18 protein-coding genes are annotated in these 19,845 nt (G+C 72.6%); 13 read left to right on the top strand and 5 right to left on the bottom strand.

The features are described 5' to 3' along the window. The first annotated feature begins 25 nt into the window (after positions 1 to 25). Complete coding sequence (locus tag Sdi02f_RS02120; protein WP_030404049.1) at positions 26 to 430, top strand: CBS domain-containing protein; 405 nt, start codon at positions 26 to 28, stop codon at positions 428 to 430. A gap of 50 nt (positions 431 to 480) precedes the next feature. Further along, on the top strand, positions 481 to 792 hold the full coding sequence (locus tag Sdi02f_RS02115; protein ID WP_030404048.1) for an SCO5918 family protein: 312 nt from the start codon (positions 481 to 483) through the stop codon (positions 790 to 792). A gap of 175 nt (positions 793 to 967) precedes the next feature. Here the strand turns inward: Sdi02f_RS02115 and Sdi02f_RS02110 are convergent, their stop codons facing one another. Both Sdi02f_RS02110 and Sdi02f_RS02105 read right to left on the bottom strand, forming a co-directional pair. Then, positions 968 to 2,014: a LacI family DNA-binding transcriptional regulator gene (locus Sdi02f_RS02110; protein ID WP_053664456.1), complete on the bottom strand. Its 1,047-nt coding sequence runs from the start codon at positions 2,012 to 2,014 to the stop codon at positions 968 to 970. 122 nt (positions 2,015 to 2,136) lie between these two features. Beyond that, a complete protein-coding gene (locus tag Sdi02f_RS02105) occupies positions 2,137 to 3,171 on the bottom strand; it encodes a multicopper oxidase domain-containing protein (RefSeq protein WP_108932598.1) in 1,035 nt (344 codons plus the stop codon). A 216-nt stretch (positions 3,172 to 3,387) separates the two neighbouring features. Here Sdi02f_RS02105 and Sdi02f_RS02100 point away from each other — a divergent pair, with 216 nt between their 5' ends. Both Sdi02f_RS02100 and Sdi02f_RS02095 read left to right on the top strand, forming a co-directional pair. Beyond that, entirely contained in the window at positions 3,388 to 5,865 is a 2,478-nt protein-coding gene (locus Sdi02f_RS02100) for a ThuA domain-containing protein (RefSeq protein WP_174843296.1), read from the top strand. Positions 5,866 to 5,879: 14 nt separating this feature from the next. Beyond that, entirely contained in the window at positions 5,880 to 8,069 is a 2,190-nt protein-coding gene (locus Sdi02f_RS02095) for an OmpL47-type beta-barrel domain-containing protein (RefSeq protein ID WP_031086540.1), read from the top strand. Between the two features lie 18 nt (positions 8,070 to 8,087). Here the strand turns inward: Sdi02f_RS02095 and ligD are convergent, their stop codons facing one another. Continuing rightward, the gene (ligD, locus tag Sdi02f_RS02090) at positions 8,088 to 9,113 is read right to left on the bottom strand and encodes a non-homologous end-joining DNA ligase (RefSeq protein ID WP_030404043.1); all 1,026 of its coding nucleotides are present in this window, start codon (positions 9,111 to 9,113) and stop codon (positions 8,088 to 8,090) included. Positions 9,114 to 9,187: 74 nt separating this feature from the next. Between ligD and Sdi02f_RS02085 the strand changes: the two genes are divergently transcribed. Next, entirely contained in the window at positions 9,188 to 10,255 is a 1,068-nt protein-coding gene (locus Sdi02f_RS02085; protein WP_108932597.1) for an ATP-dependent DNA ligase, read from the top strand. A 19-nt stretch (positions 10,256 to 10,274) separates the two neighbouring features. Here the strand turns inward: Sdi02f_RS02085 and Sdi02f_RS02080 are convergent, their stop codons facing one another. Next, entirely contained in the window at positions 10,275 to 11,465 is a 1,191-nt protein-coding gene (locus tag Sdi02f_RS02080) for a zinc-dependent alcohol dehydrogenase (RefSeq protein ID WP_030404041.1), read from the bottom strand. A gap of 203 nt (positions 11,466 to 11,668) precedes the next feature. On the opposite strand from Sdi02f_RS02080, the gene Sdi02f_RS02075 reads away from it, so the two are divergent. Then, entirely contained in the window at positions 11,669 to 12,679 is a 1,011-nt protein-coding gene (locus Sdi02f_RS02075) for a DUF3048 domain-containing protein (RefSeq protein WP_051783650.1), read from the top strand. A 15-nt stretch (positions 12,680 to 12,694) separates the two neighbouring features. Here the strand turns inward: Sdi02f_RS02075 and Sdi02f_RS02070 are convergent, their stop codons facing one another. Further along, positions 12,695 to 13,159: a MarR family winged helix-turn-helix transcriptional regulator gene (locus tag Sdi02f_RS02070; protein WP_031086536.1), complete on the bottom strand. Its 465-nt coding sequence runs from the start codon at positions 13,157 to 13,159 to the stop codon at positions 12,695 to 12,697. Between the two features lie 210 nt (positions 13,160 to 13,369). On the opposite strand from Sdi02f_RS02070, the gene Sdi02f_RS02065 reads away from it, so the two are divergent. The 7 genes from Sdi02f_RS02065 to pcaDC are packed head-to-tail and all read left to right on the top strand — an operon-like array spanning position 13,370 to position 19,837. After that, complete coding sequence (locus tag Sdi02f_RS02065) at positions 13,370 to 14,125, top strand: CoA transferase subunit A (protein ID WP_030404038.1); 756 nt, start codon at positions 13,370 to 13,372, stop codon at positions 14,123 to 14,125. Further along, positions 14,125 to 14,769, top strand: coding sequence for a CoA transferase subunit B (locus Sdi02f_RS02060; RefSeq protein WP_030404037.1), 645 nt, complete (start codon positions 14,125 to 14,127; stop codon positions 14,767 to 14,769). Before Sdi02f_RS02065 ends, Sdi02f_RS02060 begins: the two co-directional genes overlap by 1 nt. Then, on the top strand, positions 14,766 to 15,968 hold the full coding sequence (locus Sdi02f_RS02055) for a thiolase family protein (protein ID WP_108932596.1): 1,203 nt from the start codon (positions 14,766 to 14,768) through the stop codon (positions 15,966 to 15,968). Before Sdi02f_RS02060 ends, Sdi02f_RS02055 begins: the two co-directional genes overlap by 4 nt. Positions 15,969 to 15,984: 16 nt before the next feature. Beyond that, the gene (pcaH, locus tag Sdi02f_RS02050; RefSeq protein WP_108932595.1) at positions 15,985 to 16,758 is read left to right on the top strand and encodes a protocatechuate 3,4-dioxygenase subunit beta; all 774 of its coding nucleotides are present in this window, start codon (positions 15,985 to 15,987) and stop codon (positions 16,756 to 16,758) included. 6 nt (positions 16,759 to 16,764) lie between these two features. After that, positions 16,765 to 17,370, top strand: a complete 606-nt coding sequence (gene pcaG, locus Sdi02f_RS02045) for a protocatechuate 3,4-dioxygenase subunit alpha (RefSeq protein ID WP_030404034.1) — start codon at positions 16,765 to 16,767, stop codon at positions 17,368 to 17,370. Further along, complete coding sequence (gene pcaB, locus Sdi02f_RS02040) at positions 17,367 to 18,713, top strand: 3-carboxy-cis,cis-muconate cycloisomerase (RefSeq protein ID WP_030404033.1); 1,347 nt, start codon at positions 17,367 to 17,369, stop codon at positions 18,711 to 18,713. The genes pcaG and pcaB overlap by 4 nt, the downstream gene beginning before the upstream one ends. Further along, positions 18,710 to 19,837 carry a bifunctional 3-oxoadipate enol-lactonase/4-carboxymuconolactone decarboxylase PcaDC gene (gene pcaDC, locus Sdi02f_RS02035; RefSeq protein ID WP_108932594.1) on the top strand — a complete coding sequence of 376 codons (1,128 nt, stop codon included), beginning with the start codon at positions 18,710 to 18,712 and terminating at the stop codon, positions 19,835 to 19,837. The genes pcaB and pcaDC overlap by 4 nt, the downstream gene beginning before the upstream one ends. Positions 19,838 to 19,845: the final 8 nt, after the last annotated feature.

The following is a 19,845-nucleotide window of genomic DNA, read 5'->3' as shown; positions in this document are numbered from 1 at the left end:
CGCCCGTCTGCACAGGAGGCACCCTTTGACGCTGGAACAGTTGCAGGACCGCTCCGTAAACGCTCGCCCCTCACACGGGACGGTGGCCGACGTCATGGACGCGGCCGGGCCGCAGGTCTGGTACGACATGACCGTCGAGGTGGCGCTGTCCGTGATGGCCGCCGCCCGTGCCGAGCATCTGGTCGTGTGCGACGAAGACGCCCGGTGCGTCGACCTGGTCACCCGGGCCCGGCTCACCGCCGTCCGGGACAGCTCCCGGTACACCGACCGGCTCCGCCTCGGTGACATCACCGACGACAGCAAGCCCTTCGTCTCACCGTCGGCCACGAGGGAAGAAGCCGAGGAAGCGGTGCCTCTCGGACGGTTCGGGCCGGTGCCCGTGGTCGACGACCACGGCAGCGCCCTGGGCGTCCTCGCTCTCTCCCGCTGAACCGCCGGACGGCGGCCGGCCTCGTATCCTCTCCTGCCCTGTGAGGCGTCATGCGCTGTGTCATTGCCCGCTTCCCCTTCGACCTGACCAAGAGCGGCGTGCTGGAATCGATGAAAGGTGTCAAGCCGGAACCGGTCACCGGCGAGTCCGTGATCATCGGACGACGCCACTACCCCGCCAAGCAGGTCGGCCAGGTCATCACCCGCCAGGACCGCCGCGACTTCAGCGCCGGCGAAGTCCTGAAGGCCATGGCCCTTCTGGGCTTCACCTGCCGCACCCTTCCCGAGGCCGTCCCCGTGCGCGTCGACAGCCCGTTGCAGCGGGCTTCCGCGATGCTCGGCGCCCCCGACCGGTCCGTCTGACCGACGCGACAGGCGCGCGCCGGCACCAGAACGGCGTCGAGGGCCCGACCGGCGTTGCCGGGAGGGCTTCCCGCGCCGACAGCCGGACCTTCACAGGGCCGGCCGGCAGATGCCCGCACACCCAGGCGCGGCGCGGATCCGGGCCGGTGGCCGCGGTCGGGACGGCGCCGGCCGCTCAGGCCGTGGCGCGGCGCACCAGGGTGGTCGGCAGGATCACGCCGGACGCGGCCGGGACGGAAGCCCCGTCGGCGGCTTCGGGTGCCTCGCCGTCCAGGCCGCGCAGGAGCAGGCGGGCCATCAGCCGTCCCATGCCCTCGATGTCCTGGCGCACGGTGGTCAGCGGCGGGTCGCTCTCCTCGGCGACGGGCAGCATGTCGTCGAAGCCCACGACGGCCACGTCGTCCGGCACGCGCAGCCCGCGTTCGCGCAGCACCCGCAGGGCGCCCGCCGCCGTGAGGTCGTTGGCCGCGAACACGGCGTCCAGGCCGGGGCACCGGTCGAGCAGTTCCCGCATCGCCCGCTCCCCGCCGCCCGAGGTGAAGTCGCCCCGCGCGACCAGCGCCGGGTCGGTGTCGGGCCGGACGTCGCGGAAGCCCGCCAGCCGGTCGGCCGCCGAGGTCTGGTCGAGCGGGCCGGTGATGTGGGCGACGCGGGTGCGGCCGAGCCCGGCCAGGTGGCGGACGGCCGAACGGGCGCCGCCGCGGTTGTCGCTGTCCACGTAGACCACGTCGTCCCGCCCCTCGTCCCAGCCCGGGCGCCCGCCGAAGACGGTGGGCAGGCCGGCGCCGCGGACCAGGGCGGGCAGCGGGTCGTCCAGGTGCAGCGAGAAGACGAGGGCGCCGTCGACGTGCCCGCCGGCCAGGTAGCGGCCGACACGGGCGTGGTCCTCGCGGCCCTCGGTGAGCAGCAGCACGAGCTGATTGTCGTGGGCGGTCAGTTCCTTGCTGATGCCGCGCAGTTGCTGGGCGAAGTAGGGGTCGGCGAAGACCCGCGTCTCCGGTTCGGCGGCGACGACGGCGACGGCCTGGTGCCGCCGGGTCACCAGGGAGCGGGCGGCCTGGTTGGGCACGTACCCCAGCTCCTCCACCGCGCGCCGGACCCGCTCGGCCAGCGCCTCCCGCACCCCGTGGGCGCCGTTGACCACGCGGGACACGGTGGCCCGCGAGACCCCGGCGCGCTCGGCCACGGCCTCCAGCGTGGGGCGCGGCGCGGTCTGGGTCACGAGCACTCCTCCTCGGCGGCTGCGGCTCAGGATAGCGGCCGGCCGTCGGGGGGAAGGGGGCGTGCCCGGGGCGGGGAGGGCGCCGGTGCGGGGCCGGGCCGGGCCGTGGGTCCGGCCCCGGTTCAGTGCTCGTGCCCGTGCTCGTCGTCCCGCGCCGGTGCCTCGCCGGACGGCGCCGCGCTCTTGGCCGCCGTGCCGCCGTGGGCGTGCGGGTCGTAGCCCGGGATGGTGCCGTCCGGCTTCTTCACCAGGAACAGGCCCACCATTCCCATGTCGGAGTGGCTCTGCACGTGGCAGTGGTACATCCACGCCCCGGCGCCGACCCCCTCCCCCGCGATGATCTGGAAGCCGAAGGAGTCCGCGGGGCCGGTGATCTTGTTGTCGATCACCCGGGAGGGGTCGTCGGGGCCGGTGAGGATGCCCGTGCGGTTGTCCGCCCAGCGGTGACCGTGCATGTGGAAGGTGTGGTAGTACTCGCCGTGGGTGATCATGACGATCTCGACGCGGTCGCCCACGGTGGCCTCGAAGTCGGGACCGGTGTGGGGGGCGCGGTTGTTGATGGTCATGTCGTTGAAGACGATCGTGTGCGTGGCGTCCGGCAGCAGGTCGCCCTTGCGGCGCACGATCACCGGGCCGTAGAGGCCCTTGCGGATGCCGCCGGTGCCGTGTTCGGTGCCGACCACGTGGTCGTGGTAGTGCCAGTAGCCCGCGCTGCCCGGCCGCCAGGTGCCGTCGCTGCGACGCCCGGGCTTGTGGGTGCGCCAGGTGTAGGTGCGGGTGCCGCCCGGTTCGACGTCGCTCTTGTTCATCGCGGTGCCGTCGCTGGAGATCTCGTAGTCCAGGCCGTGGACGTGCAGACTGGCCCGCACGTCCATCGTGTTGGTGAACTCGATGTGCAGCGTGTCGCCCTCGTTCAGCTCGATCAGCGGACCGGGGACGGATGCCTTGCCCTTCTCGAGGCCGTAGCCCATCTGACCGTCGGGCAGCTTCTCGGCGTACATCTTGATGTGTCTCACCTCGCCACCGGCCGGCGCCGTCCCCGCGGTGGTCGCCTCGGCCGCGGACGGCGCGCCCACGGCCTCCGGTGCGATGGACAACGATGTCGCGGCGACCGCGCCGCCCAGCAGTACGCGTCGGTTGAAGCCTCGCCTGTCCATGCCGAACTCCCCACGCCGTTACGGAAGGTGCGCAGACCCGGGAACTGAGCAGCCCCGGAACTGATGGGCTGTGACGAACCTGTGGGACCGTACCGGTTGCCGCCGCGTTTATCCACACTCAGGACAAAGTTCGTTCGATCCCGGTCATACCTATTGGCGTATCGCGCAAAGAGGTCTAGCTTCCATGGCGCTGCTGCCGTGACCGAGGAGGTGCCCATGCCCTTAAGAGGGTTGAGCGCGAGAAGAAGAGGCTGGGCGGCGTGCGCCACCGCCGCTTTCGTCGCCGCGGGACTGCTGGCCGGCCCTGCCGCCAGCGCACGTCCGGCGCCGGACCCATCTCTGACAACGATGTCGATCAAGTCGCCCCCGGGCGGCGCCAACGTACGGGTGCTGATCTTCTACGGGTCCGCCGCGGCCGGTGAGGAGTCGCCGGTCGTCAACGCCGGTATCGCCGCCATCGAGCGGATCGGGCTCTCCGGCCCGGCCGAGGAGCGGTTCGCGGTCGAGGCCACGGACAACGCCAACGTCTTCACCAACGAGACGAAGCTCGGCCGGTTCAACGCGGTCGTGTTCCTGACCGGCGGCGGCGACGTGCTGACGCCCGCCCAGGAGGCCGGTCTGGAGGCCTACATGGAGGCCGGGGGCGGGTTCCTCGGCGTCCACGACGCGGCCCGCGCGGAGCCGTACTCGGACTGGTTCACCGGTCTGGTCGGCGCCCGTCCGGCCGCCGGCAGTCCGACGCAGGTCCAGCGGGCCACGGTCGAGGTCGGCGACCGGCGGCATCCGGCCACCAAGGACCTGCCGCTGGAGTGGAAGCGCCCCGACCAGTGGCTGAACTGGAAGGAGAACCCGTCCGGCGACGTCCACACCGTGGCCCGGGTGCGCGAGTCGACGTACGCGCCGGGCACGAGTGCCAACGGGGCGGACCATCCGATCAGTTGGTGCCGCGACTACGACGGCGGCCGGTCCTTCTACACCGGCATGGGCGGCACGGTGTCGTCGTACGACGAGGCCGACTTCCGCACCCACCTGCGCGGCGCCCTGATGTGGACGACGCGGCTCTCGCAGGCCGACTGCAAGGCGACCATCACCGCCAACTACAAGGCCGAGCGGCTCACCGACCCCAACCAGCCCGGCCAGAACGACCAGATCGGCGAACCGCACGGCCTGGTCACCGCCCCCGACGGCCGCGTCTTCTACATCGGCCGCGGCGGCGCGGACTCCTCCCGGCCGGTGGTGACCGACTGGAACGACCCGAACGTCGGCAAGGGCACGGGCCAGGTCCACGTCTGGGACCCGAAGACCGACAAGGTCACCCTCGCCGGTGAGCTGACCGTCTTCGGCAACAAGGGCGGCGGCGACGAGCTGGTCAAGGTCGAGGAGGGCCTGCTCGGCATCGAGCTGGACCCGCGGTTCGAGGAGAACGGGTGGGTGTACCTGCACTACACGCCGCACTCGCAGATCAACCGGGACACGCACATGGCCGAGCGGCGGGTCTCCCGCTTCACGCTCGACCGGGCCACGAACAAGCTGGACCTGGGCAGCGAGAAGGTGCTGCTGAAGTGGCCGGTGCAGATCCACAGCTGCTGCCACGCGGGCGGCGGGATGGCCTGGGACTCCAAGGGGAACCTGTACATCGCCACCGGTGACAACAACTCCAGTGGCTTCAGCGACGGTTACTCCGGCAACAACCCGGAGCCCAACTTCAAGGGCGTGTCCTTCGCGGACGCGCGCCGCACCGCCGGCAACACCAACAACCTCAACGGCAAGATCCTGCGCATCCACCCGGAGCCGGACGGGACGTACACGCTCCCGGAGGGCAACCTCTTCACCGGCAAGGAGACCGCCGAGGGCGGTGGCAAGACGCGCGGCGAGATCTACGTGATGGGCGTGCGCAACCCGGCGCGCATCTCGGTCGACCAGAAGACCGACACCCTGTACGCGGGCTGGGTCGGCCCGGACGCCGGCGCCCCCTCGACGACGTGGGGTCCGGCCAAGTACGACACGTTCGCCACCATCACCAAGGCGAGCAACCGCGGCTGGCCGTACTGCATGGGCAACAAGCAGCCCTACCGGGACCGGAACCTGCCGGACCCGTCGAAGCCGCTGGGCTGGTACGACTGCGACCACCCGAAGAACGAGTCGCCGAACAACGACGGCCTGGTCAACCTGCCGCCGGTGACCGGCAACAACATCTGGTACTCGCCGCAGGGCGGCGGCCCGGACTTCCCACGCGACGAGAACGGCGTCCCGTCGTACAAGCAGGACGAGGCCGTCTACCGGCTGCCCTGGCTCAAGGGCGGCGGCCAGGCCGCGATGAACGGCCCGGTCTACCGCTACGACGCCGGCAGCGCCAGCGCCACCAAGTGGCCGGCGTACTGGGACGGCAAGTGGTTCGTCGGTGACTTCTACGACGCCGACCAGCCGCGCAACGCGGTGCTGATGGACCCGAAGACACAGGGCGACGGCGGTCTGCCGGTGCACGCGGAGTCCCTGAAGAAGATCGTGCCGGTCGGCAACGACGGCATCAAGAACCTGATGGGCTGGAAGTTCGGCCCGGACGGCGCGCTGTACGTCCTGGACTACGGGCGCGGCTTCTTCACCTCGGACTCCAAGTCGGCGCTGTGGAGGGTCACCTACGAGGGCGGCGGCCCGACGCCGGCCGCCGGACAGCTGGCGAGGGGGACCGAGTGATACGCCAACGAAGAATGTGGGCCGCGCTGCTGGCCGGCCTGCTGATGGTGCTCGGACTGCAGGCGACGTCCGCCTCCGGACAGCCTGCGGCGGCGCCCGCCGCGGCGGCGGCCGACCAGGTGCTGACCTGGACGGCGGGCGACGACATCACCAAGTACACGTCGGCGCCCGAGACGGCGGTGGCCGGACCGGCCACGATCGTCTTCGAGAACAGCGAGGCCACCGGCAACACCACCGGCATGCCGCACACGCTGACGTTCATGACCAGCGATCCCGAGTACAACCAGGACGTGCAGCTCAACATCCTGGCCAACCCGAACGACGACCAGGGAGGCAAGCACACCGCCGAGGTCACGCTCAGCCCCGGCAGGTACATGTACCACTGCACGATCCCGGGCCACGGCCAGATGACGGGCGTGCTCGTGGTGACCGAGGGCGGCGGCGGCGAGGACACCACGGCGCCGGAGACCTCGGCCGAGGTGGGCGGCACGCAGAACGCCGACGGCGCCTACGTCGGCAGCGCGACCGTGACGCTCGCCGCCACCGACGCGGGCGGCTCCGGCGTCGAGCGGATCGAGTACGCGATCGGGGCCGACGGTGCCTGGCAGCCGTACACCACGCCGGTCGTCGTCGACCAGGTCGGCGAACACACGGTGCGCTACCGGGCGTTCGACAAGGCGGGCAACGCCGCCGAGGAGAAGAGCGTCACGTTCGCCGTGGCCGCGCCGGACACCGACGACACGACCGCGCCGGAGACCTCGGCGACGGTCAGCGGCGAGAAGAACGCGGACGGCGCCTACATCGACATGGCGACGGTGACCGTCACCGCCTCCGACACCGGTTCCGGCGTCAACACCATCGAGTACGCGGTCGGCGACGGCGCCTGGACGGCGTACACGGCGCCGGTCATGGTGCACCAGGTCGGCGAGCACACCGTGCGCTACCGGGCCACCGACAAGGCGGGCAACGTCGCGGCCGAGAAGAGCGTGGCCTTCACCGTGGTCGCCGCTCCCCCGCAGGACACCACCCCGCCGGTGACCGGCGCGACCGTGGACGGCTCCCGGAACTCCGACGGCGCCTACGTCGGCAGTGCGAAGGTGACCGTGAACGCCACGGACGAGGGCGGTTCCGGCGTCGCCGGCGTGGAGTACTCGCTGGACGCCGGTCCCTACCTGGCGTACACCGGCCCGGTGATCGTGGACCGGGTGGGCCGGCACACCGTGGCGTACCGGGCGAGCGACAAGGCGGGCAACACCTCCGAGCCGCTGACCGTGAGCTTCACGGTGGTGGCCGGCGGGGTGCCGGCACCGCCCTGCCCCGAGTACGACGAACGCCTCACGGTGATCGTCGGCACGGTCGACTCGGGGGTGCCGAACCGGGTCACCAACAACCGGTGCCGGATCAACGAGTTGATCGAGGACGAGAAGGAGTGGACGTCCCAGGCGCTGTTCCTCAAGCACGTCGGGAACGTCCTGGACGCGCTGCGGGCCGAGGGGGTCGTCGACCGGCGTGAGGTCAAGGCGATCAACACGGCCGCCAAGCAGTCGAAGATCGGGCTGCCCGGCCAGACCGAGGGCTACCGCACGATCATGGACGGCAGCCAGGCGTCCTTCGCCAAGTGGGAGCAGGTGGGCGGCGGTTCGTTCGCGCTGAACGCGGACGGGTCGATCACCTCCAGCACGAGCACGCCCGGCATGGGCATGCTCTGGTTCCCCGAGCGCAAGTACGGCGACTTCTCGCTGAAGCTCCAGTGGCGCGACGACGCGCCGGGCACGGCCAACACCAACGGCGGCGTCTTCGTGCGCTTCCCGCAGGTGCACGACCACCCGGAGGAGTCGCGGCCGGAGTGGGTCGCCATCAAGTACGGGCACGAGGTGCAGGTGTTCGACAGCCCGACCGGCGACATGTACAAGACGGGTTCCCTCTACGGCTTCGACCGGGTCGGCCTGGCCGGCGCGGGCGTGACGGAGAAGGGCACCTGGAACGACTACGAGATCCGGGTGGTGGACCAGCACTACTCGATCTACCGCAACGGCGTGCTGATCAACGAGTTCGACAACTTCGGCGGCCAGACCTTCTACCCCGAGCGCTCGGACGACCCGGGCACGGACGGGCGGCGGTTCGCCTCCGGCTACGTCGGACTGCAGGTGCACAGCACGTCGGACGTGGTCTCGTACCGCGACGTCCGGATCAAGGACCTGTAGGTCCCTGACCGTTGTGGCTCAGTCCGGGCCGGGAGTCCTCTTCCTGGCCCGGCTGGGCTGGACCCGGCTCGGCTCGCCCGGCATCTTCGGATACTCGGGCGGGTACGGCAGATCACCGAGCCCGTGGTCGTGCTCGTCCTTCGTCGCCAGCTCCAGCAGCGCGTCGAGGGAGTGCCTCGTCCCGTCCATGCCCGCGTGCACGTCGCCGAGTTCGGCGAAGCGCGCGGGCATGGTCGTGATGTCGAAGTCCCGCGGGTGCGCCACGCCCACCTCGTCCCAGGTCAGCGGTGCGGAGACGGGCGCGCCCGGGCGGGGGCGCACGGAGTAGGCGGAGGCGATGGTGCGGTCGCGGGCGGTCTGGTTGTAGTCGATGAAGATGCGCTCGCCGCGCTCCTCCTTCCACCACTTGATGGTGACCCGTTCGGGCATCCGCCGTTCCATCTCCCGGCCGACGGCGATGGCGGCGCGCCGCACCTGGGTGAAGGTCCAGCGCGGCTCGATCGGCACGAAGACGTGGATGCCGCGTCCGCCGGAAGTCTTGGGCCAGCCCCGCAGGCCGCCGAACTCTTCCAGAACCGCGCGCAGTTCGTGGGCGGCGCGGGCCGCGTCGTCGTAGTCGGTGCCGGGCTGCGGGTCGAGGTCGATGCGCAGTTCGTCGGGGTGGTCGACGTCGTCGCGGCGCACCGGCCAGGGGTGGAAGGTGAGGGTGCCGTACTGGGCGGCCCACAGCACGGCCGCCTCCTCGGTGGGGCACATCTCGTCGGCGCTGCGTCCGCTGGGGAAGGTGATGTGCGCGGTGGGGATCCAGTCGGGCATCCCCTTGGGCGCGCGCTTCTGGTAGAACCACTCGCCGGTGATGCCGTCGGGGTAGCGCTGGAGCGTGGTGGGCCGGTCGCGCAGGGCGCGCAGGATGCCGGGGGCGACGGCCTGGTAGTACCGCGCCACGTCGAGCTTGGTGTAGCCGTCCTCCGGGAAGAACACCTTGCCCGGGCTGGACAGCCGCACGGCCCGCCCGCCCGCCTCCAGTTCCACCGCTTCCGCCATGCGAGCCACGGTAGGCGCAGCGCGACGGCTTCGCATATCAGGCGTACGGGGTCAAGGGCGTACAGAATCGGACCATGGACCTCCCCGTCATGCCGCCCGTGAAGCCGATGCTCGCCAAGTCCGTGGCGAAGATCCCGCCGGGGATGCACTACGAGGCGAAGTGGGACGGCTTTCGGGCGATCGTGTTCCGGGACGGGGCCGAGGTGGAGCTGGGGAGCCGGACGGGCAAGCCGTTGACCAGGTACTTTCCGGAGCTGGTGGCGGCGGTGCGGGAGCGGTTGCCCGGGCGGTGCGTGGTGGACGGGGAGATCGTGATCGCGCGGGACGGGCACCTGGACTTCGACGCGCTGACCGAGCGGATCCATCCGGCCGACTCCCGGGTGCGCATGCTGGCGGAGCGCACCCCGGCCTCGCTGGTCGCCTTCGACCTGCTGGCGCTGGACGACGCGTCCCTGCTCGACGTGGGGATGGCCGACCGGCGGGCGCTGCTGGAGCGGGCGCTGTCCGGGGTGACGCCCCCGGTGCACGTGGCGCCGGCGACGGACGACATCGAGGTGGCCCGGCGGTGGTTCGAGCAGTACGAGGGGGCGGGGCTGGACGGCGTCGTCGCCAAGCCGCTGGACCTGCGCTACCGGCAGGACGAGCGGGCCATGTTCAAGATCAAGCACGAACGTACGGCGGACGTGGTCGTCGCCGGGTACCGCTTGCACAAGAGCGGGCCCGTGGTCGGCTCGCTGCTGCTCGGGCTGTACGACGACCGGGGTGTGCTCCAGCACGTGGGGGTGTGCGCGGCCTTCACCATGAAGCGCCGGGCCGAGCTGGTGGAGGAGCTGGAGCCGCTGCGCATGGACGACGCGAGCGGCCATCCGTGGGCCAGGTGGGCCGAGGAGGCCGCCCACGAGTCGGCGCGGCTGCCGGGCGCCCCCAGCCGCTGGTCCGGCAAGAAGGACCTGTCCTGGGTGCCGCTGCGCCCCGAGCGCGTCGTCGAGGTCGCGTACGACCACATGGAGAACGGGGCGCGCTTCCGGCACACGGCCCGCTTCCGCCGCTGGCGCCCGGACCGGAGCCCCGAGAGCTGCACCTACGCGCAACTGGAGGAGCCGGTCCGCTACAACCTGACGGAGATCCTGGGCGGGCCCTGACGCACTCCGGGTCCCGCGCCTACGGCTTCATCAGGACCTTGACCGCGCCGTCCCGCTTCTTCTGGAACATCTCGTACGCCTGCGGCGCGTTCGCCAGCGGCACCCGGTGCGTGGCGAAGCCGTCGACGCCGAGGGGGTCCTCGTCGGTCAGGTGCGGGACGATCTCGTCGCTCCAGCGGCGCACGTTGGCCTGGCCCATGCGGAGCTGGATCTGCTTGTCGAACATGGTGAGCATCGGCATCGGGTCGGCCATGCCGCCGTACACGCCGGACAGCGAGATGGTGCCGCCGCGGCGCACCAGGTCGATCGCCGTGTACAGGGCGGCGAGCCGGTCCACGCTGAACCGCTCCGCCAGCGGGCTGCCGATGGCCCGGGGCATCACCGCGGCGGCCTGCTGCACCAGCTTGGCCACGGCACCGCCGTGCGCCTCGGTGCCGACCGCGTCGATCACCGCGTCGGGGCCGCGGCCGCCCGTCCGGTCCTGGACCGCGGCGACCAGCTCCTTCTCGTTGTCGAAGGACCGCAGGTCGAACGTCTCCACGCCCCGCGCCCGGGCCCGCTCCAGCCGCTCCGGCACGAGGTCGACGCCGAAGACGGTCTCGACGCCCTTGAGCCGGGCGATCCGGCAGGCCATGTCGCCGATCGGGCCGAGGCCGAGCACGGCGAGGCTGCCGCCCTGCGGTACGGCGGCGTACTCGACCGCCTGCCAGGCGGTGGGCAGCACGTCGGAGAGGTAGACGAAGCGGTCGTCGGCCGGGCCCTCGGGGACCTTGATCGGGCCGAACTGGGCCTGCGGCACGCGCAGGTACTCCGCCTGGCCGCCGGGGACGGCGCCGTACAGGCGGGTGTAGCCGAACAGCGGGGCGCCCATCCCCTCGCCGGTGACCTGGGTGGTCTCGCACTGGGTCGGCAGTCCGGTGCCGCACATGTAGCAGTGTCCGCACGCGATCTGGAACGGGACCACGACCCGGTCGCCGGGCCTCAGGCCGGTCACCTCCGCACCGACCTCCTCGACGATGCCCATCGGCTCGTGCCCGAGGATGTCGCCCGGTGTCATGAACGGCGTGAGCACCTCGTAGAGGTGCAGGTCGGAGCCGCACAGTCCGGACGAGGTGACGCGGATGACCGCGTCGGTCGGCTCCTCGATCCTGGGGTCCGGCACGTCCTCGACCCGCACGTCCCGCTTGCCCTGCCATGTCACTGCCTTCATCGCCCCGCGCTCCCTCCGTCGCCGTGCGCGTCGGTCTCTGCGTGGCGGCCGGGTACCCCGGGGCGTCCGTCACCGAACCCGGCGATCGTTTCGGCCGAACAGCGGATTATCTGCCTCGTTCCGTGTGCCGTATCGGATTCGTTCAGGTATGGCACTAAATCCTTCAAGAAGCGCACAATCGATGAAACGGGATGGGTGGACGGATGGCCGGTGTGCGAAGCGGAAGAGGAAGCGGAAGCTCACGCAGGAGGCGCCGCGTCGCCCTGCTGACGGCGGCGGTGGCGGTCTCGCTGGCCGCGGCGGGCTGCACGGCGGGGCCGGGCACGACGGGTCCCGGCACGGAGGGCGACGGGCGGCCCCCGGAACCGGCGGAGCGCACGCCCAGCGCGGTCCCCGCCTCCGGACCGGTGCTCGCCGTGAAGGTCGACAACGTGCGCGACGCCCGCCCCCAGGCGGGCCTGGAGGACGCGGACGTCGTCTACGCCGAGCCGGTGGAGGCCGGGCTGAGCCGCCTGATGGGGATCTACGCCACCAAGCTGCCCGGCTCGGTGGGGCCGGTGCGCAGCGCCCGCGAGTCCGACCTGGAGCTGCTCCGCCAGTTCGACCGGCCGGTCCTGGCCTTCTCCGGCGCGCAGAGCAAGCTGCTGCCGCTCATCGACAAGGCGCCGCTGCGCGCGGAGCCGGCCGACGAGGACTCCGGGGCCTGGGTCCGCGAGCCGGACCGGCGGGCTCCCCACAACCTCTACCTGCGCCCCGGCGAACTGCTCCGGAAGCCGTCGGGCGCCGCGGCCCTCACCACCGGGTTCACCTACGGCAAGGCACCCGCGGGCGGCCGGGAGGAGTCCTCGCACACGGTGCGCTACCCCTCGGCGCGCTTCACCTTCACCTGGTCCGGCAGCCGGGACCGGTGGCTGGTCTCCATGGACGGCAGCCCGGCGCGCACGGCCGACGGCGACCGGCTGGCCCCGGCCACGGTCGTGGTGCAGCACGTGAAGGTGCGCGAGTCGGACTTCCGGGACTTCCGCGGCAGCAACTCGCCCTACGTCGAGTCGGTGGGCTCCGGGCGGGCGGAGGTGCTGCGCGACGGACGCGCCTACGACGCGACCTGGAAGCGCGGGGCCGCCGAGGACGGCACGGCCTTCACCTCCGCCGACGGCGAGCCGCTGAACTTCGCCCGGGGGCAGGTCTGGGTGGTGTTCACGGGCGGGTCCTGATCCGCGAGCCCCCGCTCAGCCGGTCGCCGTCGCCGGCTCGGCCGGGTTGCGGAGCCCTTCCGCGGCGTCCGCGACCCGGCGCATCAGGCCGATGAAGACCGCCTGCTCGTCGGCGGCGAGCGGGGCGAGGAAGACCTGGTTCATCCGGGCCACGCGCACACCCAGCCTGCGGTGGACCCGCAGGCCCTCGTCCGTGAGCCGGAGCAGGGAGCGGCGGCCGTCCTGCGGGTCGCGCACCTTGTCGAGCAGCCCGCGGCGGCCGAGCCGGCTGACCACCTCCGCGATGGTGGACCGGTCCAGGCCCACCCGCTCCCCCACGGTGCGCTGGTCGAGCCCCGGCTCGGCGACCAGGGCGTTGAGGACGGCGTACTGCGGCGAGGTGGTCTCCTCGGAGACGATCGTGTTCCACAGCAGGTAGTGGGCCTGCTGCAGCCGCCTGGCCAGATGGCCGGGGTGGGTGGTCAGATCGACCGCTGCCATGCGCACACTCCCGTGGTCACTTTTATCGGCGCACTGACGATACAGGGACCGGGCGACGGTCATCCGTCGACGCCTCACCCGATCTACCTCGCGTTTTTATGGGTCTTGACGCCCCAGCCGTCCGATGGCAGCGTGTGGGAAACCTCGCTGAAATGCTCAGTGCCCTGACTATCTGTTCCCGGGGCGCGCGGAAGAGATGGGGCTTCTCGGATGGACAAGGTGGTGGCCACGGCCGGTGAGGCGGTGGCCGACGTGCCCGACGGCGCGTCGCTCGCGGTGGGCGGTTTCGGGCTGAGCGGTGTGCCGAACGTGCTGATCCAGGCGCTGTACGAGCGCGGGACCGGCGGGCTGTCGGTGGTCTCCAACAACTGCGGGGCGATGGACTCCGGGCTGGCCGTCCTGCTGGCCGCCGGGCGCATCGCCCGCGTGACCGGGTCCTACATCGGCGCCAACAAGGAGTTCGCGCGCCAGTACCTCGGCGGGGAGCTGGAGGTGGAGATGATCCCCCAGGGCACCCTGGCCGAGCGGCTGCGGGCCGGCGGCGCGGGCATCCCCGCCTTCTACACCCCCGCCGGGGTCGGCACCCAGGTCGCCGACGGCGGACTGCCGTGGCGCTACGACGGGTCGGGCGGGGTCGCGCTGGCCTCGCCGCCGAAGGAGGTCCGCGAGTTCGACGGGACGGAGTACGTGCTGGAGCGCGGCATCCGCACGGACTTCGCGCTGGTCCGCGCGGCCAAGGGCGACCGGCACGGCAACCTGGTCTTCGCGAAGTCGTCCCGCAACTTCAACCCGCTGGCCGCGATGGCCGGACGGGTGACGATCGCCGAGGTGGAGGAGCTGGTCGAGCCCGGCGGGATCGACCCGGACGCCGTGCATCTGCCGGGCATCTTCGTCCAGCGGGTCGTGGCCCTCACCCCGGAGCAGGCCGGCGACAAGAAGATAGAGAAGCGGACGGTGACTTCCTGATGGCCTGGACGCGTGAAGAGATGGCCGCCCGGGCCGCGCTGGAGCTGGCGGACGGCCAGTACGTCAATCTCGGCATCGGCCTGCCCACCCTGATCCCGAACCACCTCCCCGAGGGCGTCGAGGTCACCCTGGAGTCGGAGAACGGCATCCTGGGCACCGGCCGGTACCCCACCGAGGCCGAGGTGGACCCCGACCTGATCAACGCGGGCAAGGAGACGGTCACGGTCCGGCCGGGCGCCGCCTTCTTCGACTCGGCCCTGTCCTTCGGCATGATCCGCGGCGGGCACATCGACGTGGCGGTGCTCGGCGCGATGCAGGTCTCCGCCGCGGGCGACCTGGCCAACTGGGCCGTCCCCGGCAAGATGGTCACCGGGATCGGCGGCGCGATGGACCTGGTCCACGGCGCCCGCACCGTCATCGTGGTCATGACGCACACCGCCAAGGACGGCTCCCCCAAGATCCTCCAGGAGTGCGCGCTGCCGCTCACCGGCAAGGCGTGTGTGAACCGTGTCATCACCGACCTCGGCGTCCTCGACGTCACCTCCGACGGCCTGGTCCTGGTGGAGACCGCACCGGGCGTGAGCGTCGACGACGTCGTCGCCAGGACCGACGCCGAGCTCGTCGTCGCGGAGGGACTGAAGTGAAGGACGTCTACATCGTCGACGCGGTGCGCACCCCGTTCGGCAAGTACGGCGGAGGCCTGGCCGGCGTACGCCCGGACGACCTGGCCGCGCACGCGATCCGTGAACTCCTCGGCCGCACACCCGGCCTGGACCCCGCCCGGATCGACGACGTGTACTTCGGCAACGCCAACGGCGCCGGTGAGGAGAACCGCAACGTCGCCCGCATGGCCGCCCTCCTGGCCGGCCTGCCCACCACCGTCCCCGGCGTCACCGTGAACCGGCTGTGCGCCTCCGGCCTCGAAGCGGTGATCCAGGCGGCCCGTGCGATCGCGGTCGGCGACGCCTCGGTCGCGCTCGCGGGCGGCGTGGAGTCGATGACCCGGGCGCCGTACGTGCTGCCCAAGCCGGACCGGCCCTTCCCCGCCGGCCACACCGAGATGTACTCGACCACCCTGGGCTGGCGCATGGTCAACCCGGCGATGGACCCGCAGTGGACGATCCCGCTCGGCGAGTCGGCGGAGCTGATCGCGGACAAGCACCGGATCTCCCGCGAGCAGCAGGACGAGTACGCCCTCGCCTCCCACCGCAAGGCCGCCCGCGCCCGGGCCGACGGCCTCTTCGACGCCGAACTGGCACCCGTGCCGGTGCCGCGCCGCAAGGGCGACCCGGTGGACCTCGCCGCCGACGAGTGCGTACGCCCGGACGCGTCGCTGGAGGCGATGGCGAAGCTGAGGCCGTCCTTCCGGAAGACCGACGGCACGGTGACCGCCGGGAACGCCTCTCCCCTCAACGACGGTGCCGCCGCGCTGCTCCTGGTCGACGAGGAGGGCCTGCGGGCCACGGGACGCGAGCCGCTCGCCCGGGTCTCGGCCACCGGGGTCTCGGCCACCGACCCGCAGTACTTCGGGCTCGCCCCGGTCGAGGCCGTGAACCGCGCGCTCGCCAGGGCCGGCCGGACCTTCGCCGACCTGGACGTGCTCGAACTCAACGAGGCCTTCGCCGCCCAGGTGCTCGGCTGCGTCGCCGAGTGGCCCGAGTTCGACCCGGCGGTCCTCAATCCGCAGGGCGGCGCCATCGCCCTCGGCCACCCCCTGGGCGCCTCCGGCGCGCGCCTCGCCGGCACCGTCGCCCACCAGTTGGCCCGCAAGGGGAGCGGCACCGGTGTCGCCACCCTCTGCATCGGCGTCGGCCAGGGTCTCGCCCTGGTCCTCGACCGCTAGTCACCCAGGGAATCCCATGACTCTCACCCAGCACGACATCGACGCGGAGATCGCGGCCGAGCACGCCGCCTACCAGAAGCGGGTCGCCGACGGCGGCCCCGTCGAGCACCACCCGCGCCGCGACTACGCCCCGTACCGCTCCTCGGTGCTGCGCCACCCGAAGCAGCCGCCGATCGCCATCGACGTCACCCAGGACCCGGAGCTGGTGGAGCTGTCCTCCCCCGCCTTCGGGGAGCGGGACATCACCGGGATCGACAACGACCTGACCCGGCAGCACACCGGGGAGCCGGTCGGCGAGCGCATCACCGTCTCCGGGCGCCTCCTCGACCGGAACGGCCGGCCCGTGCGCGGGCAGCTCGTGGAGATCTGGCAGGCCAACTCGGCCGGGCGGTACGCGCACCAGCGCGAGCAGCACGACGCGCCGCTGGACCCCAACTTCACCGGCGTGGGCCGCACCCTCGCCGACGACGACGGCTTCTACCGCTTCACCACCGTGCAGCCCGGCCCCTACCCGTGGCGCAACCACGTCAACGCCTGGCGTCCGGCGCACATCCACTTCTCCGTGTTCGGCTCGGCGTTCACGCAGCGCCTGGTCACCCAGATGTACTTCCCGAACGACCCGCTGTTCCCGTACGACCCGATCCTGCAGTCGGTGACGGACGACGCGGCGCGCCGGCGGCTGATCGCGACGTACGACCACAGCCTGTCCGTGCCGGAGTTCTCGCTCGGCTACCACTGGGACATCGTGCTCGACGGCCCGAACGCCACCTGGATCGAAGAAGGACGCTGACCCGCCATGACGAAGATCGACACCAGCGGCCCGGAGCAGGTGCTGCCCACCCCGTCGCACACCGTCGGCCCCTTCTACGGGTACGCGCTGCCCTTCCGCGGCGGCGAGGACATCGCGCCCGCCGGGCACCCGGACACGGTCACCGTGCACGGGTACGTCCACGACGGCGAGGGCAACCCGCTGCCGGACGCCCTGGTGGAACTGTGGGGCCCGGACACCGAGGGCCGGGTGCCGACCGCCGACGGCTCGATGCGGCGCGACCCGGCCTCCGGGGACTTCCTGGGCCGCAACGGCGTGGAGTTCACCGGCTTCGGGCGCATCCAGACCGATGCGAACGGCCACTGGTACGCGCGGACACTGCGGCCGGGGGCGCGCGGGCGAAGCGCCCCGTACCTGAGCGTGTGCGTGTTCGCGCGCGGGCTGCTCGTGCACCTGTTCACCCGGATCTATCTGCCGGGCGACGAGGCGGCGCTCGCCGCCGACCCGCTGCTGGCCCGGGTGCCGGCCGGGCGCCGCGACACGCTGATCGCGGCGGACGAGGGCCACGGGACGTACCGTTTCGACATCCGCCTTCAGGGCGAGGGCGAGACGGTCTTCCTGGAGTTCCAGTGACATCACCTGCCGACCCCGCCGACACCGGCGCGAGCCTGCTCGCCCCCGGGTGGGCTGGCTCGCCGGCCGCGTCCGCGACCGGCGAGCGCGCGTACCTGCGGGCCCTGCTCGACGCCGAGGCGGCGCTGACCCGTGCCCAGGCCGCGCTGGGGCTCGCCCCCGCCGAGGCGGCGGACGCGGTGAGCGCGGCCGCCGCCGACCCGGCCGCCTTCGACGCGCAGTCCCTGGCCGAGCGGGCCCGGGGCGGCGGGAACCCGGTCATCCCCCTGGTGGCCGACCTGACCGAGGCGGTCGGCGAGCCCTACGGGCCGTACGTGCACCGGGGCGCGACCAGCCAGGACATCCTGGACACGGCCGCGATGCTGGTCGCCGCCCGCACCCTGGACCTGCTGCTGCCCGACCTCGCCCGTACGGAACGGGCCCTGGCCCGGCTGGCCGCCGAGCACCGGGACACGCCGATGCCGGGCCGGACCCTCACCCAGCACGCCGTGCCGACGGCCTTCGGGCTGAAGGCGGCGGGCTGGCGTTCGCTGGTGCTGGACGCGCGGGACCGGATCACGGCGGTGCGTGCCACGCTTCCCGTCCAACTTGGCGGTGCGGCGGGCACCCTGGCGGCCTTCGGCGCGTACGGCGCCGCCGACCCGGTCGGACTCCCGGCGGCGTACGCCCGTGAACTGGGCCTGGTGGCACCGCTGTTGCCCTGGCACACGCTGCGCACTCCGGTCGCCGACCTGGCCGGCGCCCTCGCCCTCGCCGCGGGGGCGCTCGGGAAGATCGCCGTGGACGTGCTCACCCTGTCCCGCACCGAGATCGGCGAGGTCGCCGAGGGCAGCGGCGGCGGCTCGTCGGCGATGCCGCACAAGGCCAACCCGGTGCGGTCCACGCTGATCGCGGCGGCCGCCCGGCGCGCCCCGCAGCTCGCGGCCACGCTGTACGGCTCGCTGGCCGCGGAGGACGAGCGGCCGGCCGGGGCCTGGCACGCCGAGTGGGAGCCGCTGCGGGACCTGCTGCGCCTGGCCGGCGGTGCCGCCCGCGACGCCGCGGAGCTGGCCGAGGGGCTGCGGGTGCGCCCGGACGTGATGCGCGCGCACCTCGGTCTCACCCACGGGCTGATCGTGTCGGAGCGGCTCTCGGCCCGACTGGCGCCGGTGCTCGGGCGGGCCCGCGCCAAGGAACTGCTCACCGAACTGGCCGCGCGCACCTACGCCGAGGACCGCGACCTGGGCGAACTGCTCGCCGAAGTACCGGAGTTGCGGGACCTCGACCTGGCCGCCCTCACCGACCCCGCCCGCTACACGGGTGCCGCTGCCACCCTCACCGACCGTGCTCTGGAGCGACGTTGACGACCCTGCTCAACCACCTGTCCGAAGGCCCCGCCTCCGCTCCCCCGCTGCTCCTCGGGCCCTCGCTGGGCACCTCGTACGCGCTGTGGGACGCGGTGGCGCCCGAGCTGTCCGCCGGACACCGGGTGATCCGCTGGGACCTGCCGGGACACGGGGGTTCGCGGGCGGACCTGATCGGCCCCGGCGCCACCGTCGGGGACCTGGCCGATCTGGTGCTGGCGCTCGCCGACTCGCTCGGCGTGGAGCGGTTCGCCCACGCCGGGGTGTCCCTGGGCGGCGCGGTGGGCCTGCACCTGGCCGTGCACCACCCCGAGCGCGTGTCGTCGCTGGCGGTCGTCTGCTCCTCGGCGCACTTCGACGGCGCGAAGGCGTGGCGGGAGCGGGCGGCGCAGGTGCGCGAGGAGGGGCTGGCGCGGCTCGCCAGGAGCGCGGACGCGCGGTGGTTCACCCCCGGGTTCACCGTGCCGCGGCTGGTCCGGGACCACCGGGAGGCCGTCCCGGCCGCGTACGCCGCCTGCTGCGACGCGCTGGCCGCCTTCGACCTGCGGGACCGGGTCGGGGAGATCTCCGTGCCGACGCTGCTGATCGCCGGGCGCGAGGACCCGGCCACGCCGCCCGCGCACCTGCGGGAGCTGGCCGACGCGGTGCCGGGCGCGACGCTGACCGAGATCCCGGGGGCGTCGCACCTGGCGCCGGCCGAGCGGCCGCAGGCGGTGCTGACGGCGCTGCGGGCCCACTTCGACGGCGACGCCGGGCGGGGCATGGCGGTGCGGCGCGAGGTGCTGGGCGACGCGCACGTGGACCGGGCGCAGGAGCGGCAGACGCCGTTCACCGCCCGCTTCCAGGACTTCATCTCGCGCTACGCGTGGGGCGAGATCTGGACCGACGAGACGCTGTCGCGGCGCGAGCGCAGCATGGTCACGCTGACGGCGCTGGTCGCGCACGGGCACTACGAGGAACTGGCCATGCATGTGCGGGCGGCCCGGCGCAACGGGCTGTCGGCGGACGAGATCGGCGCCGTGCTGCTCCAGACGGCGGTGTACTGCGGGGTGCCGGCCGCGAACTCGGCGTTCGCGACGGCCCAGCGGGTGCTGGCCGAGGAGACGGACGGCGCCGCCGGGTGACGTGCCAC

This window comes from Streptomyces ardesiacus (genome assembly GCF_003112575.1).
Taxonomy (GTDB): Bacteria; Actinomycetota; Actinomycetes; order Streptomycetales; family Streptomycetaceae; genus Streptomyces; species Streptomyces ardesiacus.
Note: the sequence above shows the minus strand (reverse complement) of the source record. Positions and strands in the feature narration are given on the sequence as shown.

What these genes read in the sequence shown, in the direction of transcription:
- Sdi02f_RS02070 (WP_031086536.1), bottom strand. Translation starts at nt 13,159, where the DNA reads ATGGCAGCGGTCGATCTGACCACCCACCCCGGCCATCTGGCCAGGCGG.
- Sdi02f_RS02115 (WP_030404048.1), top strand. Translation starts at nt 481, where the DNA reads ATGCGCTGTGTCATTGCCCGCTTCCCCTTCGACCTGACCAAGAGCGGC.
- pcaH (WP_108932595.1), top strand. Translation starts at nt 15,985, where the DNA reads ATGACTCTCACCCAGCACGACATCGACGCGGAGATCGCGGCCGAGCAC.
- Sdi02f_RS02060 (WP_030404037.1), top strand. Translation starts at nt 14,125, where the DNA reads ATGGCCTGGACGCGTGAAGAGATGGCCGCCCGGGCCGCGCTGGAGCTG.
- Sdi02f_RS02085 (WP_108932597.1), top strand. Translation starts at nt 9,188, where the DNA reads ATGGACCTCCCCGTCATGCCGCCCGTGAAGCCGATGCTCGCCAAGTCC.
- pcaG (WP_030404034.1), top strand. Translation starts at nt 16,765, where the DNA reads ATGACGAAGATCGACACCAGCGGCCCGGAGCAGGTGCTGCCCACCCCG.
- Sdi02f_RS02065 (WP_030404038.1), top strand. Translation starts at nt 13,370, where the DNA reads ATGGACAAGGTGGTGGCCACGGCCGGTGAGGCGGTGGCCGACGTGCCC.
- Sdi02f_RS02080 (WP_030404041.1), bottom strand. Translation starts at nt 11,465, where the DNA reads ATGAAGGCAGTGACATGGCAGGGCAAGCGGGACGTGCGGGTCGAGGAC.
- Sdi02f_RS02105 (WP_108932598.1), bottom strand. Translation starts at nt 3,171, where the DNA reads ATGGACAGGCGAGGCTTCAACCGACGCGTACTGCTGGGCGGCGCGGTC.
- Sdi02f_RS02075 (WP_051783650.1), top strand. Translation starts at nt 11,669, where the DNA reads ATGGCCGGTGTGCGAAGCGGAAGAGGAAGCGGAAGCTCACGCAGGAGG.
- Sdi02f_RS02100 (WP_174843296.1), top strand. Translation starts at nt 3,388, where the DNA reads ATGCCCTTAAGAGGGTTGAGCGCGAGAAGAAGAGGCTGGGCGGCGTGC.
- ligD (WP_030404043.1), bottom strand. Translation starts at nt 9,113, where the DNA reads ATGGCGGAAGCGGTGGAACTGGAGGCGGGCGGGCGGGCCGTGCGGCTG.
- Sdi02f_RS02095 (WP_031086540.1), top strand. Translation starts at nt 5,880, where the DNA reads ATGTGGGCCGCGCTGCTGGCCGGCCTGCTGATGGTGCTCGGACTGCAG.